17 protein-coding genes and 1 pseudogene are annotated in these 19127 nt (G+C 41.1%); 7 read left to right on the forward strand and 11 right to left on the reverse strand.

What is annotated here, in order from left to right:
- Nucleotides 1–60 precede the first annotated feature (60 nt).
- Nucleotides 61–1833 (reverse strand): signal peptide peptidase SppA, encoded by a 1773-nt coding sequence (gene sppA / locus GS399_RS16270; RefSeq protein WP_160845710.1) that lies wholly within the window; start codon nucleotides 1831–1833, stop codon nucleotides 61–63.
- 94 nt (nucleotides 1834–1927) lie between these two features.
- Between sppA and folK the strand changes: the two genes are divergently transcribed.
- Entirely contained in the window at nucleotides 1928–2407 is a 480-nt protein-coding gene (gene folK, locus GS399_RS16275; protein ID WP_160845711.1) for a 2-amino-4-hydroxy-6-hydroxymethyldihydropteridine diphosphokinase, read from the forward strand.
- A 3-nt stretch (nucleotides 2408–2410) separates the two neighbouring features.
- Entirely contained in the window at nucleotides 2411–2791 is a 381-nt protein-coding gene (locus GS399_RS16280; protein WP_160845712.1) for an Hpt domain-containing protein, read from the forward strand.
- On the opposite strand, the gene purS is transcribed toward GS399_RS16280, so the two are convergent.
- From purS to rho, 3 genes are read right to left on the reverse strand one after another with little or no spacing between them, the layout of a single operon-like run.
- Nucleotides 2788–3039 (reverse strand): phosphoribosylformylglycinamidine synthase subunit PurS, encoded by a 252-nt coding sequence (gene purS, locus GS399_RS16285; RefSeq protein WP_160845713.1) that lies wholly within the window; start codon nucleotides 3037–3039, stop codon nucleotides 2788–2790. The two genes, GS399_RS16280 and purS, sit on opposite strands and share 4 nt — an antisense overlap.
- Nucleotides 3036–3734, reverse strand: a complete 699-nt coding sequence (gene pssA / locus GS399_RS16290) for a CDP-diacylglycerol--serine O-phosphatidyltransferase (protein ID WP_160845714.1) — start codon at nucleotides 3732–3734, stop codon at nucleotides 3036–3038. The genes purS and pssA overlap by 4 nt, the downstream gene beginning before the upstream one ends.
- Before the next feature lie 52 nt (nucleotides 3735–3786).
- A complete protein-coding gene (gene rho, locus GS399_RS16295; RefSeq protein WP_160845715.1) occupies nucleotides 3787–5433 on the reverse strand; it encodes a transcription termination factor Rho in 1647 nt (548 codons plus the stop codon).
- Nucleotides 5434–5672: 239 nt separating this feature from the next.
- Between rho and pyrF the strand changes: the two genes are divergently transcribed.
- The 4 genes and pseudogenes from pyrF (at nucleotide 5673) to GS399_RS16315 (ending at nucleotide 8985) form a co-directional block, all read left to right on the forward strand.
- The gene (pyrF, locus tag GS399_RS16300; protein ID WP_160845716.1) at nucleotides 5673–6503 is read left to right on the forward strand and encodes an orotidine-5'-phosphate decarboxylase; all 831 of its coding nucleotides are present in this window, start codon (nucleotides 5673–5675) and stop codon (nucleotides 6501–6503) included.
- Nucleotides 6503–7444 (forward strand): DMT family transporter, encoded by a 942-nt coding sequence (locus GS399_RS16305; RefSeq protein WP_160845717.1) that lies wholly within the window; start codon nucleotides 6503–6505, stop codon nucleotides 7442–7444. The genes pyrF and GS399_RS16305 overlap by 1 nt, the downstream gene beginning before the upstream one ends.
- Nucleotides 7445–7481: 37 nt before the next feature.
- Nucleotides 7482–8767, forward strand: a pseudogene (locus tag GS399_RS16310) (DUF2851 family protein).
- Nucleotides 8764–8985 carry a PspC domain-containing protein gene (locus GS399_RS16315; protein WP_160845718.1) on the forward strand — a complete coding sequence of 74 codons (222 nt, stop codon included), beginning with the start codon at nucleotides 8764–8766 and terminating at the stop codon, nucleotides 8983–8985. Before GS399_RS16310 ends, GS399_RS16315 begins: the two are co-directional and overlap by 4 nt.
- On the opposite strand, the gene GS399_RS16320 is transcribed toward GS399_RS16315, so the two are convergent.
- The 7 genes from GS399_RS16320 to GS399_RS16350 form a co-directional block, all read right to left on the reverse strand.
- The gene (locus tag GS399_RS16320; RefSeq protein ID WP_160845719.1) at nucleotides 8986–9936 is read right to left on the reverse strand and encodes an aldo/keto reductase; all 951 of its coding nucleotides are present in this window, start codon (nucleotides 9934–9936) and stop codon (nucleotides 8986–8988) included.
- Between the two features lie 37 nt (nucleotides 9937–9973).
- Complete coding sequence (locus GS399_RS16325; protein ID WP_160845720.1) at nucleotides 9974–10966, reverse strand: MlaD family protein; 993 nt, start codon at nucleotides 10964–10966, stop codon at nucleotides 9974–9976.
- On the reverse strand, nucleotides 10953–11741 hold the full coding sequence (locus tag GS399_RS16330) for an ABC transporter ATP-binding protein (RefSeq protein WP_160845721.1): 789 nt from the start codon (nucleotides 11739–11741) through the stop codon (nucleotides 10953–10955). The genes GS399_RS16325 and GS399_RS16330 overlap by 14 nt, the downstream gene beginning before the upstream one ends.
- A complete protein-coding gene (locus tag GS399_RS16335; protein ID WP_160845722.1) occupies nucleotides 11738–12538 on the reverse strand; it encodes an MlaE family ABC transporter permease in 801 nt (266 codons plus the stop codon). Before GS399_RS16335 ends, GS399_RS16330 begins: the two co-directional genes overlap by 4 nt.
- 96 nt (nucleotides 12539–12634) lie before the next feature.
- Entirely contained in the window at nucleotides 12635–15826 is a 3192-nt protein-coding gene (locus GS399_RS16340; RefSeq protein WP_160845723.1) for an efflux RND transporter permease subunit, read from the reverse strand.
- 21 nt (nucleotides 15827–15847) lie between these two features.
- The gene (locus GS399_RS16345; protein WP_160845724.1) at nucleotides 15848–16978 is read right to left on the reverse strand and encodes an efflux RND transporter periplasmic adaptor subunit; all 1131 of its coding nucleotides are present in this window, start codon (nucleotides 16976–16978) and stop codon (nucleotides 15848–15850) included.
- A 10-nt stretch (nucleotides 16979–16988) separates the two neighbouring features.
- A complete protein-coding gene (locus tag GS399_RS16350) occupies nucleotides 16989–18326 on the reverse strand; it encodes a TolC family protein (RefSeq protein WP_160845725.1) in 1338 nt (445 codons plus the stop codon).
- 375 nt (nucleotides 18327–18701) lie between these two features.
- Between GS399_RS16350 and GS399_RS16355 the strand changes: the two genes are divergently transcribed.
- On the forward strand, nucleotides 18702–19109 hold the full coding sequence (locus GS399_RS16355; protein ID WP_160845726.1) for an acyl-CoA thioesterase: 408 nt from the start codon (nucleotides 18702–18704) through the stop codon (nucleotides 19107–19109).
- The last annotated feature ends 18 nt before the right edge of the window (nucleotides 19110–19127 follow it).

Raw genomic sequence — 19127 nt, forward strand, 5'->3', positions numbered from 1 at the left:
AGTCCAAAAATAAAAAACCCTCTTCCTAATAAGAAGAGGGTTGACAAAAATAAATTCCGTTTATTTAATGCTAATGTTATACGGCAGACGAGCCTGGACACCAGTTAGTTGTAAAGCCTCCTTGATTTGCTTGTAGTAAATATATTGATCGCCTAGTTGAATTTTAGTGATATAGGATTGTAATTTATCACTTGATGTTCCAAAAATGGATTCAAAAGGGTCTTTTAGCGATGGGTAGCTAACAACTTTATATTTATCAAGTTTCGCCATTTTAGCGGCCGACTTAACGGCGTCGCTTATATTACCAACACGATCGGCAAGGCCATTTTTAATAGCTTGTGATCCTGTCCACACACGTCCTTCTGCAATGCTTTTTATATAGCTTTGATCTTTCTTACGACCTTCAGAAACATGTTTCGTAAATGTGTAATACGTATTATTTACTTCTTTTTGTATGATCATTTTTTCTGCATCAGTAAGAGGTCTTGAGATATCGCCTAAGTCAGCATATTTTCCGGTTTTAACGCCATCGAATGTGATGCCGAGCTTATCATTGAAGAACGTTTTCATGTTCGGAATAATGCCGAAAACGCCAATTGAACCAGTGATTGTGTTAGGCTGAACGAAAATCGAGTCGGCCGCGCATGCAATATAATATCCGCCTGACGCCGCATAATCGCCCATTGAAACGATCACAGGTTTTTGTTTTTTCGTTAACAAAACTTCCCTCCAGATTACATCGGAAGCAAGCGCGCTGCCACCCGGCGAGTTAACTCTGAAAACAAGCGCCTTTACTTTGTCATCGGTGCGCGCTTTGCGAATTGCCCGTGAAATACGCTCAGAGCCAATATTATCTTCACTTCCTTCGCCACCAACAATTTCTCCTGAAGCATATACGACTGCAATCCGACTGCTGCCACCACCGTCTTCAGCATCCGTTGTTTCATTGCTTTTATAATCTTCTATTTTAACCGCTTTGACGTCTTCGTCTTTTTCTGTATCAGTTCTTGATTTTAGTTCAGCTATAATCTCGTCTTTGTATTTCAAACCATCCACCAAATGATAAGAAAGGGCATCTTTCGGGGTACGAACTTTCATGTCATTAGCGATCGAGAATAAACTGTCGCGGTTAACGCGGCGGCTTTTTGAAATATTATCGAGGAAATGATCATACATAGATCCCATAAACGAGGTTACCTGCTCACGATTAGCGTCGCTCATTTTATCGAGTATAAAAGGTTCGACGGCACTTTTGTAAGTTCCTACCCGAATAATCTGTGGCTCGATGCCTAATTTGTCAAGCGTGCCTTTAAAAAACATAAGCTCCGAACTAAATCCTTTTAACTCAAGGATTCCTTCGGGATTCAGATAGATTTTATCGGCGACTGACGCTAAGTAGTAAGCACCTTGTGTATAAACTTCACTGTAAGCCATGATGAACTTACCTGATTTTTTAAAGTCTATCAGGGCGTTTCTTATTTCTTCGATAGTTGCCATGCCAGACTGAACCGATGATAAGTCAAGATAGATACCTTTAATACGGTCGTCCGTCTGTGCTTTTTTAAGATTAGTCAGGATATCATTTAGTCCGATATTTTTCTCGCCCTTAAAACCCATAAAGTCAAGATCGTCCAAAGGATTTTTTGCAGTTCTCTCAACAACAGGATAGTCTAAACTGATCCGCATAACTGAGTTGGATGAAATGGTAACCGACTTATCTTCAGCCGAGCTGATGATTACTCCGAGAATAACTAAACCGAGGATAAAAAGAACCAGCACCGACAGGATAAATCCTACCATCGAGGCAAAAACATATTTAAAGAATTGTTTCATTTACTAAAAGAAGCATTAGATGCAATAATACAAAAAATAGACAGCGGAGTTTGTTTTATGTTACAGCTATGGTTTAAATTTTAATTTTGCAGCAATGAACCAGGTTTATCTACTTACCGGAAGTAATTTAGGCGACAGAAAGCTTCAGCTGGAAACCGCAGGCAATCTGATAGGCGAACGGATAGGGGCGGTAAAGCGACAGTCGTCAGTTTATGAAACGGCATCCTGGGGAAAAACTGACCAGCCGGATTTTTATAACCAGGTTTTACTCGTCGGGACAAATCTTTCTGCTCATGAGGTTTTGATGGAAATTTTAGCAATTGAACGCGAATTAGGTCGGGAGCGTCATGAAAAATGGGGCTCAAGATTGATTGATATTGATATACTTTTCTTCAATGACGAGATTATAAAAGAGGATCAATTAATTGTTCCGCACCCGTTTTTGCATCAGCGCAGATTTACCTTGGTGCCTTTGAACGAAATTGCTCCAACCTTAAAACATCCTGAGCTTCATCTTACTATTCAGGAATTATTGATAAATTTAGACGATAAATTAGTGGTTAACCGTATTTAGCTAATGACCGATAGTCGCAACGAAAAGTTAAACCTTTCCTACCTGAATGAAATTGCCGATGGAAGTACTGAGTTTGTTATCGAGATGATCGATATTTTTTTAGAACAAACTCCTGGTTATTTTAATATTCTGAATGAAGCGGTAGCAGGGCAGGACTGGAAAACCACGATGGAGGTTGCACACAAAATAAAACCAACCCTTGCATTTATTGGCCTTAATGAAGCGCGTGATGAAATACAAGAGGTAGAACAAAATACCCGAGACCTGGTGGACCTGGATCAGATCAAATCGAAGGTTGATAAAGTTAATTCTCTTTGTGCAGATCTGTTTATACAGCTAAAAGCATATAAAAAGGAGCTTGAAATAAAGCTCAGAAGTTCCTAAGCGCTTTTCAGGGTAAACTCATAGCTTTCCATTATAAGGTTGGCCAAAAGTTTCTTACAAGCTGTATCAACCTGCTCGTGTGCCGATTGCTCATTATCAGCTTCGATCTCAAGTACAATGTGTTTGCCAATACGAACATCATGAATTCCTGAAAGGCCAAGATTTTTCATGCTTCCTGAAACCGCTTTTCCCTGTGGATCAAGGATTTCTTTCAAAGGCATAACATTGATATCTGCAATAAACTTCATCGTATTAATCTGAATTGTATGACTGATAAAATTATATAAAGGAATATAATTAACGGTATGGCTGCAAAATTAAGAATTAGGATGAGAAATAGGCCTGCAATCAGTAAAATATACCTGAAAAGATTTTCCCTGAATCCCAATGATTTAAATTTCAGCGAGAATAAAGGTATTTCCATTACCAGCAATAAACTCATTCCCAAACTGAAGATAAATAGAAAGAACGCGTTAAGTATATATGCTGAAAAAAAAGAGCTTCCGGTTTGAATGATGAGCGGGAGTGAGGCGATTAGCAATGCATTTGCCGGAGTTGGCAAGCCTATAAAATTTTCCGTCTGCCGTTCGTCAATGTTGAACTTAGCTAAGCGGAGCGCTGAAAAAATTGCTATCAGAAACGCCGAGTAATTAAGATAGGGGCTGATTTCTCCTACTTGCGGAGCCACCAAAAATAATTGATAAACAATAGCGGCCGGTAAAAAACCGAAGCTAATCATATCTGCTAAAGAATCTAATTGCTTGCCTATTTCGGAATATGCCTTTAATAAACGGGCGATCATTCCGTCAAGAAAATCAAAAAAAGCAGCAATGATGATAAGGTAGGAGGCCCAGTTGAGTTTCCCGTTAAAGGCCATAACGATACCGATACAACCGGCTAAAAGATTAAGGCAAGTAACGGTATTAGGGATATGTTTTTTCACAGGCACAAAGCTAAAAACTTTACGCTTTCAGCTTTGTGCTTTATGATTTTTTTTAGCTGTTCATCGAAACAAGGAACTCTTCGTTGGTTTTTGTACCACGCAGCTGAGACAGCAAAAATTCCATTGATTCCTGGGAGTTCATATCGGCGAGGTGATTTCTTAAAATCCACAGACGCTGAAGTGTCTCTCTGTCGAGAAGAAGATCATCGCGACGTGTGCTGGACGCTGTAATATCGATAGCAGGGAATATGCGCTTGTTAGAAAGTTTTCTATCCAACTGAAGTTCCATGTTTCCTGTTCCTTTAAATTCTTCGAAGATTACTTCGTCCATTTTCGAACCGGTGTCTATCAATGCGGTTGCAAGGATTGTTAATGATCCGCCGTCCTCGATGTTACGTGCCGCTCCGAAAAAGCGCTTTGGTTTATGAAGAGCATTTGCATCTACACCACCGGAAAGGATTTTTCCGGAAGCCGGCGCAACCGTATTGTAGGCACGTGCAAGGCGGGTAATTGAATCAAGAAGGATAACAACGTCATGTCCGCATTCAACCATACGTTTAGCTTTTTCAAGCACGATATTGGCAATTTTTACATGACGATCAGCAGGTTCATCGAAAGTAGATGAAACAACTTCCGCACGCACGCTGCGAGCCATATCGGTAACCTCTTCCGGACGTTCATCGATCAATAAAATAATCAAATAGACCTCCGGATGGTTTTTCGCAATAGCGTTTGCTACGTCTTTAAGTAGGATCGTTTTACCTGTTTTCGGCTGAGCAACAATCAAACCACGCTGACCTTTTCCTATTGGTGTGAAAAGATCCATAATGCGGGTCGACTGATTGCTTGGATCAGTAAACAGATTTAACCGTTCAGAAGGGAAAAGCGGCGTCAGGTAATCAAAAGGAACCCTGTCACGAACTTCTGCCGGTACACGGCCGTTAATTGCTTCAACACGGACAAGAGGAAAATACTTTTCACCTTCTTTCGGGGGACGAATGCTTCCGCGAATTGTATCACCGGTTTTCAAACCGAAAAGTTTTATTTGCGACTGAGATACATAAATATCATCAGGAGAAGTCAGGTAATTATAATCAGATGAGCGAAGGAAGCCGTAACCATCAGGCATTATTTCAAGCACACCTTCATTAACGATAACATTGTCGAAATCAAGATTAGCAGCAAGATTTTCGCTGGCTTTATCACTTGAGCGATTGTTACCTTGTTGATTGTTATTGTTTTTACGCTCGAAACGCGGTTGAGTTTTAGGTTCAAAACGGCGTCTTTCTTCTGTTTTAGGCTCTTCTATTACCTCCTCGATAGCTACCGGTGCAGTAATTTCCGGTTTTTCCTCATCTGTCTCCGATGAAATTTCCGGTTCGTCGTCCTGAATATCAAAAAGCGTAGCATCGTCAAGCACTTCGGCTTTCTTTTTTGTACGTGTAACGGGTTCAGGCGCTTTAACGGTACGAATTCGTTTTCTTGGTTTTGAATCTTCGCCAAGTGCGGCAATTGCTTCAGCAATGGGTTCAGGTTCACCAGGTACAGTTTTGGCAGCTTCAATCATGTTTTGCTGCTCTTTAATCCTGGTAATAAGTTCTTGTTTACGTAAGCCATCGGAGTCGGCTACACCGTATGTCTTTGCAATCTCACGCAGCTCTGAAACAAGCTTGTCGTTCAATTCATTAGTATCAACCATCAGGTATTTTGAATTATAATGTAATAGGATTTGTCTTAACAGAAATTTATCCGGCAGTTAAATATTTAACGATGTTAATCAACTGTTTATTTTAAAGAAGTTTCAGTGATTTTTCTCTGTGCAGAGATAAATTTTGAGATAACCTCGCAATGTTAAGTTATTAAATCCAAATAATCAAAAACTTTATTAAAAAAAATTTCTGCTGTACGTAAGCTAATTGACTAATTTCGTGCCAAATTATGACACGGCAGCAATTAATTGAACAAATCAGGGAGAAAAGGTCTTTTTTATGTGTTGGGCTGGATACTGATTTAAATAAGATACCCGAATTTTTACTGGACTTCGAGGATCCCATTTTCGAATTTAATAAACAAATCATTGAAGCGACCGAAGATTTATGTGTTGCTTATAAACCAAATTCTGCCTTCTATGAAACCAGAGGCGTTAAAGGTTGGGAAAGCTTAGTTAAAACAGCGCAGCAAATACCCAATACTTGTCTCAGTATCATAGATGCCAAGAGGGGAGACATAGGTAATACTTCAGCGATGTACGCCAGCGCTTTTTTTGACAGGAACCTTTCGGGAATGAGTTTCGACGCAATAACAATTGCACCTTATATGGGCTCTGATTCTGTTAAGCCATTTCTCGAATTTTCAGATAAATGGGTGATATTGCTGGCTTTAACATCCAATCAGGGAAGCCAGGATTTTCAGTTTTCAAAAGATCTTGGCGATGAATTTTTGTTTGAAAAGGTAATTCAGAAGGCAAATACCTGGGGAACCATTGAAAATCTGATGTATGTAGTAGGTGCAACACGCGGCGAGAGCTTTCTTGATATCCGTAAACATGCCCCGGATCATTTCCTGCTTGTTCCCGGAGTAGGCGCCCAGGGAGGAAGCCTCGAGGATGTTTGCAAATATGGAATGAATCGGGATTGCGGCCTGTTGGTAAATGCTTCACGATCAATTCTATACGCCTCGTCAGGAAAAGATTTCGCTGAAAAGGCACGTGAAGAAGCTTTGGCAATTCAAAAAGAAATGGCGTTGCAACTTGAAAAGGCAGGATTTTAATGAAAGCTAAATTCGATTGGTTGTTATTCCTTGCAGTTTTTTGTGTTGCCTTTTTCTGGGGAACGACATTTTTAATGATACGGATTGGCGTGGAATCAATTCCGCCAATGCTCGTAACAGGTTTCAGAAATATAATCGCTGGTACTATTCTGCTTATCTTTTTGTTAAGCAAGGGCCAGTTTGAAAAAATGGATCAAGGCCGATGGGCGCGTAATTTAACCGCTTCGTTTATTCTTATTGTTTTGGGAAACGGCCTTACTACCGTCGCTGAGCAATACATTCCAAGTGGTTTGGCGTCACTGATTTCGACACTTTCACCCTTAATCGTATTAGTTTTAAATCTGGTTTTGGGCCACGAGAAAATTTCGGCAAAAATTACAATTGGATTAGGTCTGGGGATCTGTGGAATGTACCTGATCTATAGCAACAGTCTTAACGATCTCTTTAATCCTAAATACAAACTTGGCATTGAAATCATTTTAGGTGCAGTTACTATGTGGTCGGTTGGTACGGTGTATTCTAAGTCAATCTCTCACCACAAAGGAAATATACTTGTTAATATGTGTGTTCAAATGCTGTTTGCAGGAGTTTTCCTGCTAATTGGCCAATTGATCTGGGCGGGTTCATTTGAATATCAAAGCTGGACAAACCGGAGTATAATTGCGGTTATCTACCTGGCAATTTTTGGCTCGGTAATCGGCTACATTTCGTATATGTATCTGCTTTCAAAGCTTCCTTCTACAAAAGTTTCCATTATAACCTACATAAATGTAGTTGTCGCTCTTTCATTAGGTTGGTTGATTTTAAACGAAAAACTGACACTCAAAATGATTATCGCTGCCATAGTAATTATTACCGGCGTTATAATTGCTAACTATAAACGCGCAAAAAATCCGGGTAAAACCACCGAAGAAATACCAGCATCAGTTGAGCAGGTTTAATATTTTAATTTTGATGTAATAAATCTATATTTAGTGAATGCATATCCCTGAGGATTTTCTTCACTATTTATGGAAGTTCAAATTAATTGGGCAAACCAAGCTGACCACCGTTTCCGGTTTGCCGGTAGAAATAATTAATCAGGGTATTCATAATAAAAATGCCGGTCCTGATTTCGAAAACGCGAAGCTCAAAATAGGAGAAACGCTTTGGGCTGGAAACATCGAAATCCATGTAAATTCATCTGACTGGCAGAAACACGAGCATCAAAATGATCCGCTTATAACAACGTGATCCTGCATGTGGTGCTCAATGATGATCAGGAGGTTGTAAGGCTCAACCACGAAGCACTTGAAACGCTTGAACTAAAGGAACACATTCCTTTGCATTTATTCAATTCTTACCAAGAGCTTCTTGGCAACATAAACTGGATTCCGTGTGAATTCCTTTTAGCTCGCGTTGATAATTTCCATATTTCAAGTTGGCTGTCGAGGATACTGATTGAACGTCTTGAGGAAAAATCCGCAGTTGTTTTTCAGATTTTAACTGAAAACAAAGGCAGCTGGGATGATGCGTTCTATATTCTTCTGGCAAGAAATTTTGGATTTAAGATCAACGCTTTACCATTTGAGATGTTGGCGCGCTCGTTACCGCAGCCTATTTTAGCAAAGCATAAAAACCACTCGCGGCAAATTGAAGCTTTGGTACTTGGCCAGGCTGGATTTTTGCAACAACAAAACGACGACTCCTATCACACCGAATTAAGGAATGAATATCAATTTCTCGCCAACAAGTACAACCTGAAAGCTATTGACAGTTATTTATGGAAATTTATGAGGTTGAGGCCAAAAAACTTTCCTACGCTAAGACTCGCTCAATTTGCAGCACTTGTCGTTAAATCAAATCACCTGTTTTCAAAAATTATTGAAATACGTGAGCCCGATCAGCTTAAGCATTTATTTACAAATTTGCCGGTTAACCAGTTTTGGGAAACGCATTACCGTTTTGAAAGATCTTCTCCCCAAAATAACGTTCAATTAGGAGATGAATCTATTAATAATTTGTTGCTTAATACCGTGTCAATTTTTTTGTTTTCGTATGGGAAATACACCGGGAAACAAGCTTATATTAATCGTGCCATTTCATTACTCGAAGGAATACCTGGTGAAACAAATAGTGTAACGCGACGTTTTAGTGAGATAGGATTGAAAGCCGGTAAGGCAGATCAGTCTCAAGCCCTTTTACAATTAAAAAAGCACTATTGCGATAACAAAAAATGCTTAAATTGTGGGATTGGAATTAAGTTGCTCGAAAGAAAACCATGATACAAAAAGTATTAACATTCTTTGAAAAACAATCATTTGGCGTTTGTACCTATTTGGGAGAACGTTTCAGGATTTCAATTTCAAAAATAAGGCTCTTTTTCATCTATTCTTCTTTCTTAGCCGTTGGCTTCCCACTTATTTTCTACGTGCTTGCTGCTTTTGTACTCGACGTACGTAATTATGTAAAACGTATCCGTACGCGGATTTGGGATTACTAATTAGAATTCACTCGCCTCGTTCAATATCCGTAATGATTCTTCGTCTAAATTAAGTGAAAATGCCTTCGACAAGTCACTGATTTGTTCACTTGAGGTTGCGCTCGCGATAGGTGCAGTTATTCCCTCACGTGTAAGTAGCCATGCTAACGAAACTTGCGCTGGCGTTGATTGCGTTCTGTTTGATACTTCATCGAGTGCTTTCAATATCTTTTCACCGCGTTTGTTCAGGTATTTTTTCATTCCGGCGCCTCGTTTGCTCTTGTTAAAGTCAGCCTCTGTACGATATTTTCCGGTTAAAAATCCACTAGCCAGGGAGAAATAAGTAATTACGCCAAGGCCGTTTTGTACGCAGATTGGTTGAAGTTCTGTTTCAAATTCCTGCCTGGCGAACAGGTTGTACTCCGGTTGCAACGTTTGATAAGCGGGCAGATTTTGTTCTTTGCTTACATTAATGGCATCTTCCAATGAAGATGGTTTATAATTTGACGCACCAATCACCCGTACTTTTCCATCCTTCAAAAGCTGTTGATAGGCTGACAACGTTTCTTCAATCGGAGTTTCCGGATCTTCGTAATGAGACTGATAAAGGTCGATATAATCGGTCTTTAACCTTCGTAAAGATGCTTCAACAGCTGAGAGAATATAGTCTTTTGACAGGCCTTTTTTTCCTGGTTCCATTTCACTCCCCACCTTTGTCGCAAGAATTATTTTGTCGCGGCCTTTTCTTTTTTGAAGCCAGTTTCCAATAATTGCTTCCGATTCGCCGCCCTTGTTTCCAGCCACCCATTTAGAATAAACATCTGCGGTATCAATAAAGTCAAATCCATGGTCGATAAAAGAATCAAGAACATTGAACGATGCCTTTTCATCAATTGTCCATCCACAAACATTACCGCCGAATGCCCAAGGATACACTTCCAGTTCCGATTTGCCTAGCTTACGTTTTTTCATAGTAGTTGTAGATTTATCGACGACCAGGATTCAGGGTTTAATTACCCGATTGTTTTTTTTCCTTTGCGGCTTTCTTTTCCTGGTCCTTAAAATATCCCCTGAAAAGGAAATTGTGCTTTAAGGCTTCCATGTTCTCGTTTAGCTTTTCTGTGCTGGATTCAAGGTTTTTTATGGTATTCTTTAAATCACTTGAAACCTGCTGATCATTCAAAAGTGTACCTACTGCGTTATCCGTAGAGTTAAACTTACCGCTCGCTTTATCAAGATTTGCTGCAACCTGGTTAGCTGTTTCGGTTGTTTTTTGCAGTTGTGCGACTGATGATTTTAAATTCGCGAAAACTACCGTGTCGGTAAGTAGCTGATTAGCCAGCCCATCTTTGTTATTCAGTTTTCCACTGAATTGATTTAATGCAGCAGAAATTTTATTAGTGTTTTGGGAGGCTGTTTGAAGATTACTAAGCATGGTTTTGATGTTTCCGGCCATCTGATCGTTGGTAAGCAGGGCACCAAGTGTTCCTTCGCCGTTAGCTATTTTGCTGCTCACGCTTTTAAAATCAGATGTAATAGCTACAAGATTTTTGTTGTTTTCCTGAAGTGTGTTTAGTATGTCATCGGTACTGATTACACGTTCAACCTTCAGCTGATCGCCATCGACAACCTGTGGGCTTTGGGCGGAGCCGCCTGAAATAACGACAATTTTGTTACCTATTAATCCTTCAGATCCAAGTTTTGCGGTGGCGTCTTTACGGATGAATTTATGTACCTGTTCTTCGATGCCCATAACAACTTCAACCTTTTTTTCGCCAAGCAGGTTGATAGCTTTTATTGTTCCAACCTTTACTCCCGAGAACCAGATGTTATTGCCCTGCTTAAGGCCCGAAACATCATCAAAAACGGCTTTGATCTGAACTTTTGCAACAAATGTTTTTTGTTTTGAACCCAGTGTCAGTACGGCTGCGATAAAAATGACAATCCCTAAAAAAATAAAGATTCCAACGATTATCGCCTGTTTATTATCAGATTTGCTCATTATTCAAAAAGTTATAGTTATAAAACGTTTTAACACGTTCGTCGTCTGTATCAAATACTTCGTCAAAAGTTCCCTGACGTTTAAATTGCCCGTCGAGTAACATCACGATGCGGTCGCCGGTTTGCCTTGCGCAGGTTAAATCGTGCGTGATTATAATTGATGAGGTATGGTATTGTTCCTGGACCTGGTTAATCAGGTTATTTATTTCGATGCAGGTAATCGGGTCAAGGCCGGCAGTTGGCTCGTCATACAACATGATTTCAGGCCGTAAAATTAAGGTACGTGCAATACCTATACGTTTACGTTGGCCGCCGGAAAGTTCTGAAGGCATTTGATTGATACTTTGCAATAAGCCAACAGCATCCAAAACGCTTTCTACCGATCGGTTAATTTCCGTCCTGGTAAGATTGCGCATGTTACGAACCAGTGGAAACTCGAGATTTTTCCGGATGGTCATACTATCATACAATGCACTGTTTTGAAAAGAAAACCCAATTTTTAAACGCAACTGGTCTAAATCTCGGCCGCGAAGCGAATTTACATCTTCGCCCAAAACATCAACGATACCGCTGTCCTGTTTTAGTAATCCTGAGATTATCTTTATCAAAACTGACTTACCAGTGCCGGAACGACCAAGAACCACCAGGTTTTCGCGTTTGAACAAATCAAGATCGATACCACGCAATACATGCATGTCGCCAAACGATTTAATAAGGTTCCGGACGTGTATTACAACTTCGCCGCGGTCAATGTTATGGCTTACATGCTCTTTCATCGAATGGCCGCAACAATTTGTACAACAATGGTTTCTTCGATGAAAATTAAAAACATAGAGGCTACCACAGCGGTATTGGCCGCCTTACCAACACCTTCAGTTCCTTTTTCTGAATGATATCCCTGGTAACAGCCAACAATTCCGATCGTAAAACCAAACAATATCGATTTGATGAGTGAAGAAAATATATCCAGAAAACTAATGCTGGAAAACACACCTTCAAAAAAGGTAGCCAGGCTGGTTTGCTCATTTTGATTTACGTTGATAAATGAACCTATCAAGCCAACAAATCCAGTGTACATCGCCAATATCGGTATCATAAAGGTTGTTGCTAAAACGCGCGTTACAACCAGGAATTTGAAAGGATTGGTTGCCGACACCTCCATAGCATCGATCTGTTCGGTAACTTTCATTGATCCCAGCTCGGCACCAATATTTGAACCGACTTTGCCGGCAGCGATCAACGCCGTGACAAGCGGAGCTAAGGCCCGCACAATAGCTATTGAGATCAACCCTGGCAGCCACGACACGGCTCCAAAGTTTTCAAGCGAAGGGCGGGATTGTTTTGTGAAAACTAAACCCGTTATAAAGCCGGTCATGGTTATCAGCGCTAATGAACGATAACCGACCTGATAACATTGTCGAATTGTTTCTTTAAACTCGAACGGCGGTAAAAATGCTTCCTTAAAAAAGCGGGAAATAAAGCCGGTAATTTCGTAAAGCGTTAAGAAAAACTTATCAAGTTTTCGTGTAACAACAGGTTTTGGCGCTTTGGCCGGATTTTCAATTTGATCCATTTAAAAATTTGGTGTGCTCTATATCAAGCAAACAAGCAGTTCTGTTCTATTAAACTATCAACCTGTAAACATAAACAGAGTTTTACAGTTTTGAAATTATTCTTCGGCATGTATGGCATCCTTATGTTCATCCGGATTATAAGCTGCTTCAAGTTCAGCAAGTTTCTTTTTCCCATACGCCAATCGTGTAATAAACACAAACAATACCGGAACAATAAAAATTGCCAGCAAAGTTGCGGCGAGCATTCCGCCAATAACTGTCCAGCCTATAGTTGTCCGTGCAACGGCGCCTGCGCCGGATGAAAAGGCCAGCGGCAAAACTCCAAGGATGAAAGCAAAAGAAGTCATGACAATTGGGCGCAAACGTAGCTTGACTGCGTCAATGGTGGCGTCAATCAGATTCATACCCCAGTCTACACGTTCTTTAGCGAACTCGACAATCAAAATCGCATTTTTCGCAGAAAGCCCGATCAACGTTATCAAACCGATTTGCGCGTATACGTTATTGTTCAGTTTCGGTAAAAGCACAAGTGCCAGGATCGCGCCGAATGCTCCGAGTGGCACAGCCATCAGGATAGAGAACGGAACTGACCAGCTTTCATACAAAGCCGCAAGAAGCAGGAACACGAAGACAATCGATAAGCTGAAAATAATAATGGTGCTGTTTCCGGAGCTGATTTCTTCCCGTGTAAGGCCGGAGAAATCATATCCATAACCTTCCGGCAGGACTTTGTCGGCAGTTTCTTTCAGTGCTTCTATCGCATCTCCACTGCTGTATCCCGGTGCTGCGTCACCGTTAAATTCTGTTGAACGGAACAGGTTATAGTGGGAGATAAGCGGTGCGTTTTCAACGACCTTGTACGTAATAAGGCTGCTTAGCGGAATTTGTACGCCTTGCTGATTCGGAACGTAATAATTGCCGAGGTCGCTGATATCTTTACGATACATCGTATCAGCCTGCGCTACCACCCTGAAGTTACGTCCATACCTGGTAAAGTCATTTATATAAGTACTTCCCATGTAAGTAGAGATCGTACTGAAAACGCTGGTCAAAGACACACCTAATTTTTTTACTTTATTCCGGTCGACAGTTATTTGGTAGCCAGGAGTTTGTGCTGTAAAAAATGTATAGGCTTTGCCAATTTCTGGCCGCTGGTTCGCCGCCATCATGAATTTATTCACCACCTGTTCAAACTCTTTAATGTCGCCGGCGGCTTGTCGCTGTTCAAGCATGAAACTGAAACCTCCGGTATTTCCAAGTCCGGGAATAGCCGGTGGCGGCACGACCACAACGTTGGCGCCTTTGATTACCGAAAATTCTTTTTGCATTTGCCCGATCACTGCTCCAAGCTGCAGTGTCTTGTCTTTTCGTTCATCCCATGGCTTAAGCTGAATAAAAAACGTTCCACTACTTGGTTTAAATGAAAAGTTAAGCGCATTTAATCCTACGATAGACGTGTAATTGTTTACAGCGGGAATCTTTTTATTGATGATATCCGACATCTGGAGGATGATATCTCTAGTACGGGCGCTGGATGCGGCTTTCGGAAGTTCTACGGAAATATAAAGGCGTCCTTCATCTTCTGTCGGAATGAAACCTGTGGCCTTAGTTCTGAAGAGCATGAAGGTCCCGACATAGATACAAGCTAGAAGCACAAAAACCAGCGGGATTTTTTTCAGCAGTTTCTGAACACCTACTGAATATTTGTTCGTGGTATCATGAAACCATGTATTGAATTTATAGAACAAGCGGTTAAAGCCCTTGGTATCCTTGTTAATGCTCATCGGCTTAAGCAATAGTGAGCAAAGAGCCGGAGTTAGTGAAAGAGCGATGAAGGCTGAAATAATCACCGAGATAGCGATCGTAATCGCGAACTGCTGATACAATCGTCCAACAATCCCTGGTATAAAACCTACCGGGATAAATACGGCGGCAAGTATCAGCGCAATAGCAATAACCGGCGCCGTGATATCTTTCATGGCCCGATACGTTGCGTCTTTGGCCGAAAGTTTTTCGTGGTCGATGTAATGCTGAACAGCTTCCACAACCACAATGGCGTCATCTACCACGATACCAATTGCCAGTACAAAACCGAAAAGCGTTAATGTATTGATCGTGAAGCCAAGAGGTATAAAGAGTATGAAGGTTCCAATAATCGACACCGGAATTGCAAGGATAGGAATGAGTGTCGCTCTCCAGCTTTGCAGGAACAAAAATACCACCAGCGTCACGAGAATCAACGCTTCAACCAGCGTGTGAATAACTTCTTCGATAGAAACCTGTACGACAGTGACACTTTCAAAGGCTACGCGGTAATCTACATCCCGAGGAAATGATTTTTTAAGTTCGTCAAGCGCCTTGTAAACGCCATCGGCTGTTGCCAACGCGTTACTTCCAGGAGATTGATTGATCAACAGGATTGTTGCCGGTTTACCGTTCAGGAAAGAAGAACGGCCATAGGTAAACTGGCCAAGATCGACCCGCGCTACATCCTTCAAATACACGATAGATCCATCTTCTGGTTTGGTACGGATGATAATATTATTAAAATCAGCTTCCTGATTCAGCCGCCCATTAACGTAAACGGTATATTCGAAGGCCTGCGAATTAAATTGTGGAGTAGCACCGACAGATCCGGCGGCGACTTGTACGTTTTGTTCGCGAAGAGCGGCTAAAACATCGTCCGGCCGGATACCTAGTTGAGCCATCCGGTCAGGTTTTAACCATACACGCATACTGAAATCCTGTCCGATAGCTGTTACATCACCAACTCCTTTTACACGTAAAAGTGCATCACGGATATAAACGTTTGTATAGTTATCTAGGAATTTAATGTTATGAGACCCTTTTGGTGAGTAAACATCGACCACCATCATAATGGTCGGGTTACGTTTTTTAACGGTCAATCCCAACCTTTTTACTTCATCAGGAAGAGTAGGCTGAGCAATACTAACACGATTTTGAATGTCGAGGGTAGCGATATCGATGTTGGTGCCGATGTCAAATGTAACGTTGGTCGACATACGGCCATCACTCGTTGCGTTAGACTGCAGGTATGCCATGCCCGGAGAACCGTTAATTTGTGTCTCCACGGGTGTCACCACCGTTTGTTCAACCGTCTGTGCGTCGGCGCCCGTATATGAACCTGAAACCTGTACAACCGGCGGTGTAATGTCCGGATACTGACTGACAGGAAGCGACCGGATTGCTATAATCCCAACAAGAACGATTACGATGGAAATTACCATCGCAGTTACCGGCCTTTTTATAAATACATCTGAAATCATGTCCTCTATAGTTTAGGTTAGTTACTTGCCCGCAGGTTGCTGCCCGGCGTTTCCCTGTGTAACCTTAGTTCCCTGACGCAAGTTCTGTACACCATCACTCACAATAGTTTCTCCTTCTTTCAATCCTTCACGAATAACTACTTTATCACCAACTCTGGTTCCGATAGCTACGTTGCGTTGAACAACACTGTCGCCGTTAACAACAAAAACGAAAAACTCGCTCATTTGCTCGGTTAAAGCTTTATTTGGAATAGTGATCAACTCGCCATGGTCCTGATTTCTGACATTTACATTGGCAGTCATTCCGGCGCGTAAAATATGAGAAGGATTAGGAAAACGGAGCCTTACTTTAATTGTTCCGGTTTGTGGATCAACCGCCCGATCGATCGTTTCAATTTTACCCGGAAGCGTATATAAGGTTTTATCAGCTAACTGAAGAGTAAATAAGGAATCGGCAATTACATTTTTTGCCGAAGTCAGTTTGCTAAATCTTGGTATCTCACTCTGTCCGATAGAAAGATCAACAGCGACCGGGTCATTGGACGAAATTGTATTTAATAAAGTGGTTCCCGGTGTTACAAGTGCTCCGAGTTTCACCTGCGACAAACCTATAGTTCCGGCAAACGGCGCTTTAATTATAGAGCGACGCAAGTCTGTAGCGGCGTTATCTGCTAAAGCCTGTGCTGCCGCCAGTTGCGATTTTGCATTGTTCAGGTCAGTTATTGCATAGTCCACACGTTGTTTTGCTATCGCGTCCTGCCTGGCAAGCTGATTATATCTTTCCGCGTCCTTTTGTGTTTTGTCGACATTGGCCTGCGCAATTGCCACATTGGCTTTAGCCTGGTTGTAGGCCGCCTGGTATTTGCTTCTGTCAATCTCATACAATTGCTGCCCCTGTCTTACCTGCTGTCCTTCCTGGGTAAAGATGGCAGTAATCGTTCCGCTAACTTCTGCGCGAAGCTCTACCTCATTTAACGCAACAACGGTTGCCGGATAGCTGTCTACCCCGGTAACAGGTTGTTTATTAACCTGGTAGGTTACCACCGAAACAGCTGCAGCAGCCGGGTTTTGCTTAGCCTGATCCTTGCCGCCGCATGCCGAAAGAAGAAGGGCAGAAGCACTAATACTTAGAACTGGAATAATATTCTTCATCGTGATATTGTTATGGGTTGACCGTTATATTTCCTAAAGCACGCTGAACATCCAGCTTGCTTGACAATAAACTGTATAAAGCGTTTAAATAATTTAATTCTGTCGACCGCAAATCAGTTTCGGCGGTTGTCACCTCAAGGTATGTTTTTATCCCCTCGTTGTATTGGAGCTTAATCGTGTTATATACATCTTTTGAAAGCTCAACATTTTCTTTCTGCGTTTTCCACTCGTTCAGATTGCTTTTATAAGCGGCAAGCGCGTTTTGATATTCCGTATTGATTGCGTTTTTTGTGTCAACGATGTCCAGATCCAAACGCTTATCAACAAGTTGTTCGCGACGGTAGTTCTGGTATCTGCGGGTTCCGGTAAAGATCGGAATGGTAAGTTTTAAACCTGTTTGTGAACTGGGATAAGATTCATTGTAGATGTCGGAGAATTTATTGTCAAAGTAAATCCAGTTGTAATTTATGAATGCCGACACATTTGGCAGAAAACCATATTTATAATAATTAATGTTTAAAGATTGAAGTTGTTTTTGGGTTTCCAGCTGCTTGTATTCAACACGGTTTTTGTAATTAATTGTCTGCATCGTGTCGAGCAATACCTGCGATTCCATATTTGTGTTATTGAAAGATAATTCAATTGGATTTTCTGTAGGATAGCCCATTAATTGTTTCAGGTAGGAATATTGTCCTTTAATCGTTTCATTGGTTCGTTTAAGGTCGGATCGTGCGTTACTTAAAGAAATTGTCGCGCGTTTATAATCGGTTTTGTCAACAAGTCCCGCCTGATATTGCGCATAGGAATCTTTAAGTTGCTTTTCAAGCCTGGCGATTTCTTCCTTTAAAATTCCAATTTGTTCCTGGCTGGTAAGAATCGCATAAAAAGCTTTGCTTACGTCTACTACGGTATTGATCTTGTTTAATTCGGTGTTCTGGCGGTTCTGGGTGCGGGTGTATTTAGCGCCCCGGGATGCCAGTAAAAGCTCGTTTGTAAAAATGCTTTGATCAGCTTCTAGTAAAAAATTGGAATTATTTCTTAATCCCTGCCGGAATAGCTGGGGAGTGCCGCCAATATTTAAGATACTGGTAGGCTGTTTTAAATAACTTGTAAAATTCCCTTCTCCCCGAATCTGCGGAAACCATCCGGCTAAGGCCGATTTGATATCTCGTTCGCCAATCTCCTCATCAATTAATGATTGTTTAACGCCCGGCTGATTTTTCAATGCATAGTTTATACACTGGCTGAGTGACGCCGAACGTAATACAGAATCAGCATTATTTTGAGCCTTTGCAAGTACCGGTGTTACAGCAATCAGTACAATTAAAGCTTTCCTTGTAAATTTCATAGTTGTGATTCGGTGTTAATCGTTACAGAACTTTTATCCATGTGATAAATTTAGTCTCAATAGCAGAGGATTTGCCAAATTGAGTTTCAATTCGAATAATTATATTAAGTATGCTCGGGGATCAAACGCCGCTATTGGTCAATTACACACATTGCGGGCATACTGTTTTGTTTAAATCAGGTTATTAATCGCTGATTACGCTAATTTTGATTGCAAAGAAACTTAAAACCTGCGTAAAACGGAGTTGCCGGCCTGCAAATGACATTTCACTGATGTAAGAATTTTGTTATACACTGTCATTTAAATTCAATACTCAATTCGATCGTTTTATAATCGGCTGATGGTTTGTAAGTTCGCAAATTCAAAAGCTTAATTATGAATTTTCATACCCGCAAGTGGATAAAACCCGAAGATCTTAATCCAAATGGTACCTTATTTGGTGGCAGTTTGCTGAAATGGATAGACGAAGAAGCCGCAATATATACCATGTGCCAGCTAGGAAGTAACCGGGTGGTAACTAAGTTTATGTCGGAAATTAACTTTGTAAGTTCGGCAAAACAAGGCGATGTAATTGAAATGGGAATCACTGCAACAAGTTTCGGGCGAACGTCTATTACGCTTCGCTGCGAAGTACGAAACAAGATTACCCGCCAAAGCATTCTTACCATCGAACGTATCGTATTTGTTCTGTTGAACGAAGGCGGAATGCCTGTTCCTCATGGACGAACGCACATAATTAGTTCCGACGAACAATTTAAAAATCACACCAACGTAAGTATATAGCTTTATTTGAAGTGTAAA

The sequence above is a fragment of the Hufsiella arboris genome, assembly GCF_009834875.1.
Classification (GTDB): domain Bacteria; phylum Bacteroidota; class Bacteroidia; order Sphingobacteriales; family Sphingobacteriaceae; genus Hufsiella_A; species Hufsiella_A arboris.

Bases quoted from the DNA above. Each gene is read 5' to 3' on its own strand.
- sppA (WP_160845710.1), bottom strand. From the start codon at position 1,833: ATGAAACAATTCTTTAAATATGTTTTTGCCTCGATGGTAGGATTTATC.
- folK (WP_160845711.1), top strand. From the start codon at position 1,928: ATGAACCAGGTTTATCTACTTACCGGAAGTAATTTAGGCGACAGAAAG.
- GS399_RS16280 (WP_160845712.1), top strand. From the start codon at position 2,411: ATGACCGATAGTCGCAACGAAAAGTTAAACCTTTCCTACCTGAATGAA.
- purS (WP_160845713.1), bottom strand. From the start codon at position 3,039: ATGAAGTTTATTGCAGATATCAATGTTATGCCTTTGAAAGAAATCCTT.
- rho (WP_160845715.1), bottom strand. From the start codon at position 5,433: ATGGTTGATACTAATGAATTGAACGACAAGCTTGTTTCAGAGCTGCGT.
- pyrF (WP_160845716.1), top strand. From the start codon at position 5,673: ATGACACGGCAGCAATTAATTGAACAAATCAGGGAGAAAAGGTCTTTT.
- GS399_RS16305 (WP_160845717.1), top strand. From the start codon at position 6,503: ATGAAAGCTAAATTCGATTGGTTGTTATTCCTTGCAGTTTTTTGTGTT.
- GS399_RS16315 (WP_160845718.1), top strand. From the start codon at position 8,764: ATGATACAAAAAGTATTAACATTCTTTGAAAAACAATCATTTGGCGTT.
- GS399_RS16320 (WP_160845719.1), bottom strand. From the start codon at position 9,936: ATGAAAAAACGTAAGCTAGGCAAATCGGAACTGGAAGTGTATCCTTGG.
- GS399_RS16325 (WP_160845720.1), bottom strand. From the start codon at position 10,966: ATGAGCAAATCTGATAATAAACAGGCGATAATCGTTGGAATCTTTATT.
- GS399_RS16330 (WP_160845721.1), bottom strand. From the start codon at position 11,741: ATGAAAGAGCATGTAAGCCATAACATTGACCGCGGCGAAGTTGTAATA.
- GS399_RS16335 (WP_160845722.1), bottom strand. From the start codon at position 12,538: ATGGATCAAATTGAAAATCCGGCCAAAGCGCCAAAACCTGTTGTTACA.
- GS399_RS16340 (WP_160845723.1), bottom strand. From the start codon at position 15,826: ATGATTTCAGATGTATTTATAAAAAGGCCGGTAACTGCGATGGTAATT.
- GS399_RS16345 (WP_160845724.1), bottom strand. From the start codon at position 16,978: ATGAAGAATATTATTCCAGTTCTAAGTATTAGTGCTTCTGCCCTTCTT.
- GS399_RS16350 (WP_160845725.1), bottom strand. From the start codon at position 18,326: ATGAAATTTACAAGGAAAGCTTTAATTGTACTGATTGCTGTAACACCG.
- GS399_RS16355 (WP_160845726.1), top strand. From the start codon at position 18,702: ATGAATTTTCATACCCGCAAGTGGATAAAACCCGAAGATCTTAATCCA.